Annotated in this window: 7 protein-coding genes and 1 rRNA gene; 3 read left to right on the top strand and 5 right to left on the bottom strand. The window is 46.9% G+C overall.

The genetic code is table 11. The features are described 5' to 3' along the window. The first annotated feature begins 127 nt into the window (after positions 1-127). Together H0Z19_RS06215 and rrf are read left to right on the top strand one after the other, a co-directional pair. Entirely contained in the window at positions 128-598 is a 471-nt protein-coding gene (locus H0Z19_RS06215) for a hypothetical protein (protein ID WP_290724893.1), read from the top strand. A gap of 24 nt (positions 599-622) precedes the next feature. Further along, positions 623-743 (top strand): 5S ribosomal RNA (gene rrf, locus H0Z19_RS06210). Positions 744-1,035: 292 nt separating this feature from the next. On the opposite strand, the gene H0Z19_RS06205 is transcribed toward rrf, so the two are convergent. Both H0Z19_RS06205 and H0Z19_RS06200 read right to left on the bottom strand, forming a co-directional pair. Continuing rightward, on the bottom strand, positions 1,036-2,175 hold the full coding sequence (locus tag H0Z19_RS06205) for an aspartate aminotransferase family protein (protein WP_290724891.1): 1,140 nt from the start codon (positions 2,173-2,175) through the stop codon (positions 1,036-1,038). Between the two features lie 26 nt (positions 2,176-2,201). Next, the gene (locus H0Z19_RS06200) at positions 2,202-3,497 is read right to left on the bottom strand and encodes a DUF22 domain-containing protein (RefSeq protein ID WP_290724889.1); all 1,296 of its coding nucleotides are present in this window, start codon (positions 3,495-3,497) and stop codon (positions 2,202-2,204) included. Positions 3,498-3,566: 69 nt separating this feature from the next. Between H0Z19_RS06200 and H0Z19_RS06195 the strand changes: the two genes are divergently transcribed. Beyond that, the gene (locus H0Z19_RS06195) at positions 3,567-4,313 is read left to right on the top strand and encodes a transglutaminase domain-containing protein (RefSeq protein ID WP_290724887.1); all 747 of its coding nucleotides are present in this window, start codon (positions 3,567-3,569) and stop codon (positions 4,311-4,313) included. Here H0Z19_RS06195 and H0Z19_RS06190 read toward each other — a convergent pair. Genes H0Z19_RS06190 through H0Z19_RS06180 form a run of 3 tightly spaced genes read right to left on the bottom strand, consistent with a single transcriptional unit; the run spans position 4,310 to position 7,666 of the window. Next, positions 4,310-6,046: an aldehyde ferredoxin oxidoreductase family protein gene (locus H0Z19_RS06190; protein ID WP_290724885.1), complete on the bottom strand. Its 1,737-nt coding sequence runs from the start codon at positions 6,044-6,046 to the stop codon at positions 4,310-4,312. The two genes, H0Z19_RS06195 and H0Z19_RS06190, sit on opposite strands and share 4 nt — an antisense overlap. Beyond that, positions 6,043-6,453 carry a 4Fe-4S binding protein gene (locus tag H0Z19_RS06185; protein WP_290724883.1) on the bottom strand — a complete coding sequence of 137 codons (411 nt, stop codon included), beginning with the start codon at positions 6,451-6,453 and terminating at the stop codon, positions 6,043-6,045. Before H0Z19_RS06185 ends, H0Z19_RS06190 begins: the two co-directional genes overlap by 4 nt. After that, positions 6,434-7,666, bottom strand: coding sequence for a DHH family phosphoesterase (locus H0Z19_RS06180; RefSeq protein WP_290724881.1), 1,233 nt, complete (start codon positions 7,664-7,666; stop codon positions 6,434-6,436). Before H0Z19_RS06180 ends, H0Z19_RS06185 begins: the two co-directional genes overlap by 20 nt. Between the last annotated feature and the right edge of the window lie 32 nt (positions 7,667-7,698).

Genomic DNA, 7,698 nt, shown 5'->3' with positions numbered 1-7,698 from the left:
TGGGAAGTTGGTTGGTAAGGGTTAAATGGTGGAGGTGAAATTCCAAGTATGATGAGACAGGACCAAAATTTTGGTTCTTGGATTTGTGAACAGCAAACGATATATATTTTTACCATTTAAAAGCTACATGCGTCCCCTTGGCGTCACAATACTCTCGATCGCCCTTCTTGCCATCGGCTCTCTTGCCCTTGTTACGGGTGTTGTACTCATTTCCACAAAAGAGGAGTCTTATCCAGTTTTCGTTGAAGAATATGGAAAGCTGGTAAACCAATCCTTTGGCAACATTACAATCAGCGAGGAAGACCTGAAAACGATTTATGAAATGGCGTCATACATAGCAGCATTGTTTGGCTTTGTTTACTTAATAACAGGTTTTGGCCTTTTTACGCTTAAGGAATGGGGAAGAATCCTCGCAGTACTTGTAGCAGGATTCAACGTAATTTACAGCATATTTCTATTCTTTGTCCAGCCTTTGGCTGCTGTTGAGATTGCGGTCAATCTTCTCATCATATGGTACCTCATGAAACCAGATGTAAGAGAGAAATTCTCCCGAAAAATTACAATAGAGGAGCGCATTCTCGGCGACCAAAATCCTTAAATAACTCAGAGCTTAACAATTGATGCCGACGGTCATAGGACGGGGGAAACACCCGGACTCATTCCGAACCCGGAAGTTAAGCCCCGTTCCGTTCCGCGTAGTACTGTGTTCCGAGAGGGCACGGGAATCGCGGAAACCGTCGGCATTTTTATATACCTCCAGCAAAGGTTAGATCATCTTAATGGAAGTAAGGATAATTATTATGTCGATCGGCCTTCCAAGAGTGGGTTGAAACAGACAGCTTTACGTTCTCGAAAATGGTTGTAAGCAGTACTATGCCAGCTTAGCACGACTTGTCCATAAAATCTATTGGATTGCACTTCTCTACTGGTTGTAATTCCCCTCCTCTATAGCTACTGCAAGCCCAGCCTAAAAATTATTCAAGAGGGAGATGATGGCCCCCATTTTCTTTCTTTTTCCATCCCTCTTTTTGCTCTTTATTTCGCAGAGGTTGACTTCATGAGCTCCACAGCTTTCTCGACCTCTTCCTTTGTAATTATCAGCGGGGGAACGAGTCTGATTGTTTTCTCTGAAGTGTTGTTCACTATAACACCTCTTTCGAGACAATTTTGAACAAATGCGGGAGCATCATCAACATCGAAGCCTATCATCAGGCCAAATCCCCTGACATTTTCAAAGTGTTCATCAAGAAGCTTTTTGAAATGCCTTCCAACTTTGGCTGAATTTTCCACTAAGTTTTCCTTCTCAATAACCTCAATCGTGGCAAGTGCAGCGGTGCAGGCAAGAGGATTTCCACCGAACGTTGAACCGTGGTCTCCAGCCTGTATTTTTTCTGCGACCTCCTCCCTCAGAGCGCAGCACCCTATTGGCACTCCTGAACCCATTGCCTTGGCCATGGTCATCATATCCGGCTCAAGCTCGTAGATTTCCTTTGCGAACCACTTACCAGTTCTGCCGAATCCTGTCTGGACTTCATCGACGATAAGCAGGAACCCATGCTCCTCTCTCAGGTCATTTAAAGCTCTCACAAACTCTTTTTCAGCAGGATAGACACCTGCCTCACCCTGTATTAGTTCAACAATAACTGCTGCGGTCTCGTCATCGACCTTCTTCTCCAAATCTTCAATGCTGTTGAACTCAGCAAACTCAACCGGACTTATTAGCGGTTCAAACGGTTTTCTGAACTTCTCTTTGTGTGTAACAGACAGAGACCCCATCGTTCTGCCGTGAAAGTCACCGGTGAAGGACACGAACTTCTTTCTTCCAGTAGCTCTCCTTGCGAACTTTAGGGCAGCCTCTACAGCCTCAGTTCCGCTGTTGCAGAAAAAGAACTTGTCCATTCCCGTGATTTCATGCAGCCTCTCTGCAAGCTCTATCTGAGGGGTGGTGTAGTAGAGATTAGAAACGTGTATGAGTTTTTCAAGCTGTTCCTTCAACCTGTTAACAAGCTGGCGGTTGCAGTGACCTATGCTTACGCTCGCAATCCCTGACACTAAGTCGAGGTACCTCTTTCCATTTACGTCGTAAACGTAACACCCCTCACCTCTTTCAATAACCAGTTTCTGCCTGCTGTATGTTTGCAGGATACGCTTTTTCTCTCTCTCCACCCAGTCCATGAAAAAAATTTTGCTGAGTAATTAAGTTATTGCTCTGCCCTTATCATCAACTCCCTGTACTTTGAAATAAGGAACTCCGGCTCTCTGAGAACGGAGATGTTGTAAACCGCTATGGCCCCAAGCAGGTCCCCTTTCTCAATTCTTCCACCTTTTGGAGATATTACCACTGCGTGTGTTACCACCCTGTCTTCTTCCACCATTTTTGGTGGAGAGAAGGCTGCAAGATCAACAACGCTTCCGAAAGCGTGATTGAATGATGTTAATGGCTGAGTTATTGTTCCTGATGGGAATTCGAGGTCTCTGACTTTTACAACCCCCACATCTCCTTCATCCAGCTCAACGCTCTCCTCAGCAATTACCGGCTCGAACTTTCCTATACTGCTCCTCTTGAAGCTGAAGGGTGTAACGACGATTCTCCTTCTCATGAGCTTTCCGTTCTTCCAGTAAACGTGGTTGGCTTCAGCCCTTCCTGTCAGATGCTGGAAAATTCTTGCTGCCCTCTCTCCAGCGGAGATGTAGTAAACGTTCAGGATCCCTATAAGGTCTCCTCTCTCAATTTTACCGTCAAAAGCCGGAGTAAACAAAGCATGGGTTATCAGCTTCCTCTCCTCAACGGCCCTCGGCCTCCCCATGTGAGCAATGTCAATTACTGTCCCCAGGGCATGGGTCATAATGGCCATCGGAACTGGAATTGTATTCTCTGGCAGCTCGAGGTTCTCAATTCTCACCTTTGTAACTTCTCCTTTCCTCACCTCTACGTTTTCCCTTGCTATCACCGGATACCACTCACCAATGTGCCACCTGCGGTACCAGTACTCTTTCAGCTTCCTTCTCTCTCTTGCAACTTCTTCGTCTCTTTTAAAAACGAGATTTGCTTCCTGCTCTTTGAGTGAAATCGCTACTTCAGGGGCCGTTATAACTCCTACATTCTCCGCAGGAGCCACATTCATTGGATAGACCTTAACCACACCAAGGAGATCGTCTATCTCAACTGTACCATCTTCAACTGGTAGGAAGACCACGGAGGAAATGTTCTTCTGCTCCTCCACTTTGAAAAGCCTGTCTCCGTATACATCAACAACCGTTCCCAGTGCATGTCTTTGAATCGAAAGCGGGGAAACTGCCGTCTCGGGAGGTAATTGTATCTTCCTGACTTTTATTATAGCTGGTTTTCTCTTTTTAACTTCAACTTCCTGTTTGGATACAAGCAGCTTCCAGTAAGCGGTGCTTGCAGTTTTGAAGTATGCAGATGATATCTCAGCGAACCTCTCTTCAGGTCCGGAATCTCCATCAAACTTCCAGTAAACTGTCCTGACTTTCATAATAATTAATTAACTTAAACCTTAAAATTTTTTACGGTAACTTTTTTGACAGCCAGCCCTACTAAGCTCATGCAAAAGAGCTTGTCGATAGCCTTAATCCTATTGGTTGTCGCATCAACAGCCTCCATGTATCTCTACGATAAGTGGATTCAGGCTGAAACAAAGTACAGTCTTTTGAGAGTGGAGTATCTGAGCCTGCTGGAAGAAAGAGGAAAGTATGTTGAGGAACAGAGAGGTCTTGCTGAAGAGCTTGAAAATTGCACAAACATGCTGGAAAAAACGATTGAAAAAAACAGGAATGCAGAGAGAGACGTGGAGGAGCTTAAAGAGCTGTTATCAGTAAATCCTGAAAGATGGATCATCAAGCTTGAAGGTTCCACTGAGGAGAAGCTCGAAAAAGCAAAGCAGGCTGTTTTGGATTCTCTGAATTCACAAATCATATCCCGCTATGCAGAGATGATTGTCGTATCGGATGCTGTTTATCTGAATGGAAAAAAGTTCTCATTCGACTATGTTGAGGATGAAAACATGTTTGAGGAGAGGGATGCGGTTGTCAATCCTGAGTGGTTCCTTTTGCATAGAGTGGGTGATTGCGATGACGTGGCTGCTGCCATGGCGGCTGTGATGAAGGTCAAGGGTTATGACGTGAAGTTCTGTGTAGGGCAGAGGGAAGGTGAAGAAACCGAGGGGTCCAAGCATGCCTGGGTGAGGTTGGAAAATGGAGAGGACATTGACTACCGGTACTGCTACAACAAAGTCTGCGAAATCGAAGTCGGGTATTTCGGCAATGTTGCAGAAAAATGTGTAGGTATCTAAAGCATTTCCATCAATTTCTTTCTGTAGTACTCCAGCGCTTTATTCACGAAATTCTCGCTGAGCTTTCCGTGGAGTGATGGCGTCTCGAATATCCGCTTCGGAATGGAAAGCTCATCCAGACTGAATCCCAAATCCACCTTCAGCCTCGCCTTCTCCCTGTAAATCTCTCTGCCGAGTTTTTTGAGCTCATCAGGCGAGATGGAGTAGCCGAGCGGCTCAAAGGCTTTGGAAATAACCTCCGGTGTGTAAATTCCCCTTGCAAAGAAGCACACGACAAGGCTGGAAAGTGTCTGCCTCCAGCTTTCCTCCTCAATCAGCCTGTCAATTGTTTCTTCAGGCGACAAATCCTTTGCTTTCTGGTCGAGGCTGTAGCCCGCTGAATCGAGATGTGAGTGCCTCATTCCGGTCAGGTAGTTAAGGACTGCTGCATATCCTGTGTGGTAGCCGGGCATCTCGTTGCCGCCAAATGCAAGAGCGAACTCCTTTCCACCGTAAACCTCCGCTGCATGGCTGACACCCATTGCGAGGTGTCTGTAGAAGTCGGTTGGCTGCTCGTAAATGAAGTCTATCGCCTTCAAATAGCATTCAACATCCCCGAAAGCCAGCTTCACGAGAGTGTCCTTCTCGCTAACAATTCCCCTCTCAAGCGCCTCAGTCGCCCATGCAAGGCAGACACCGGTGCTCATCGCATCCAATCCGTAGGTTTCAACTCTGTGAATGAGCCTGAGCAAATCGTCCCTGTTTCCGATTCCGAGCATCGAGCCGAGGGAGTAAATCAGCTCATAGTCGTAGGAAATCATTATGGTTCTGAAGAAGTACGGCTCGTTCTCGTAAGGAAGCCTTAAGGCCGCAAGATGAATGCACGCCACCGGACAGTGGCTGCAGGCTATTCTTCTTCCGAGGTTGTACTCTGCAAGAGCTTCCCCGCTTATCTCCTCCGCCCTCTCAAACCTTGCAACTTTAAGGTTTCTTGTGGGAAGGGCTTTTAACTCGTTAAGGGGTATCACGTTGGCCGCTGTGCCCAGAAGGTGATACTTCTTCATTGCATCCGATTCAATGGCCATCCTGTATATTTCATCGTAAACCTCCCTGTATTTTTTGGCGTCGGCCGGCAGATACTTCTTCCTCCCCCTGACAATCAGAGCCTTGAGCTTCTTGCTGCCGAAAACAGCCCCAAGCCCAAGCCTTCCGTAATGTCTGTAGGTCTCGGTTGTCACACAGGAGTATCTGACAAGCTTCTCTCCCGCTCCTCCAATGCGCATCATTGTTCTCGTTCCCCTGCCCGGCTCATTTTCAGCGATGATTCTCCCAACAATTAGCGAATCTGGAATTCCCCACAGAACTCTGCCGTCCCTGAAGTATACCTTATCATTCTCGACAACGAGGTAAACTGGCTTTTTGCTGGCTCCCTTTATCACTATAGCCCCATAGCCAGCAGCGGCTATTGAGGTGGCTGTTCTACCTCCAGCATGGCTCTCTCCCAGATTGCCTGTAAGGGGGCTTTTGAACATCGCAACGGTCTTTGATGCAAGCGGATATGCGGGCGTTAGAGGACCGGTAGCAAAGACGATAACATTTTCAGGGGAGAGTGGGTCGGCCTTCGGGTTCATGTGCTCTCTCATCAACTGAACAGCCACACCTGTTCCACCGAGCCATTTCTCGAAAAGGTCTGGACGATGCTCGACCTCGTACGTGTAGTTGTCGAGGTCTATGATTAGGACTGCATCCCTCACGCTTCCACCTCCTTATAAGCTATCACTCCATGCGGGCAGTAGTCGGCACAGTAACCGCAGTGTATGCAAACCGCTATCTTTCCATCCTCCCTGACAAAAATGGCGTTGAGAGTACAGGCTTCAACGCAGTAATGGCATCCGAGGCAGAGGCTTTCCACATAAACAACTCCACCGCCCTTCTTTGGTTTTAACGCACCGCTTGGGCAAACCTGTGCACACGGCGGCTCTTCACATGCTCTGCAGAATATGACTGTTGCTCCTCTCTCAAAACCGCTTAAACTTACGGGAAGAATTGCAGAACTGCTGTTGCCGATTTCAGGTCTTTTTGCAAACTTTCTTGAGCATGCGAACATGCACAACCCGCATCCAACGCACTTCTCAATGTCCTCAACCACAAGACGCTTCATAATTCCTCACCTCTTTTTCAAAGGCTTCAATGAACTCCTCCTCCTTGCCCCTGTCTATGACGGTGGCAGCAGCAACTCTGTGGGTTGCATCTGCAAAACCTCCTACAGCCTCACTGGCCTTGGGTATTAAGTAATCGAGACCAGGCATTTTTCCTCTCAGAATGAGCCTTTCGAGTGGTGTTGGTGTTCTCGAGCTTACTTTTACAGCATCCCACTCAATCTCACCAAGGTCCGGAATGAACTTTGGTTGGTTCTGAAAACCTACGAGGTAGAGGTTATCTTTCAAAAAGGTCATGTCTTTTATGAGCTGACAGAACTCTCCAACCATTTTTACGCCCATTGGATAGAAGAAGTCTCTGACGTGGAACCACTGTGTGTACTCTCCGATTTTAAGCTCTCCATTCCTGAGCCTTTCCATCATCTGGTTGAATTTTTCATCCTTAAGCTTCTCAAGCCGCTCGACTTTTTTTAGGGTCTCCTCATCGAATCCTTCGAAACATGCTTTGATTCCAACTCTGTATGCTCTCTCCTCATATCCCACAGCTCCCAATGTTGTGAGGCGTGGGGCAATGACGTCAGCATATTCCCCAAATTTGGTGATGAGGTATCTCTCCCTTGCCCCCTCAAATCTCACCCTCACTTGTCCAGCATCAATGGCCTCTTCGAGGGCAAATCTGTCAAATCCCAGCACACCTCCACTCCTGTCGTGGTAGTCACCAACACTCCCCAAAACAGCGATGTAGGCATGATTTATGGCTTCCTCTTTTGCAATGGCCCTGAAAAATATGTAGTTCAGGCTTGATGCAGAAACGAAGACGTCTCCAGAAATTCCTGCGAGTTCTGGATCGAGGACGTGAACGTAATCACTGTCTATGTCCTTAGCAGGGTGGTGGTCTATTATTAGAACCATATTCCTTCCAGCGTTGATCTTGTCTATCATGTCTGCTGCAAGTCCGCCAAGATCCGTATAGATGACCATTCCATCTCTCGAAGAGTGTATCTTTTCAACGACTGCGGGGTAGACCTTCTCAATGCAAATCAGCTCTGCTTCAAAACCGCAGTATTCACAGAGTTTTTTCAAGAGTGCGGCAGAGCAAAGTCCATCAGCATCGTTGTGGTGGACAACGGTAACTCCATCACCGCCATAGCCTCTGATACAATCAGCCGCTATCTCAACCCAATCAAAAAACTCCTGATGAAGAAATTCTTCCATGTTAGATATTGTTATAAGGCTACAATAAAAAA

The organism is Archaeoglobus sp., assembly GCF_017656475.1.
In the GTDB taxonomy this organism is placed as follows: domain Archaea; phylum Halobacteriota; class Archaeoglobi; order Archaeoglobales; family Archaeoglobaceae; genus Archaeoglobus.
This window is presented reverse-complemented; position numbering and strand designations above follow the sequence as displayed.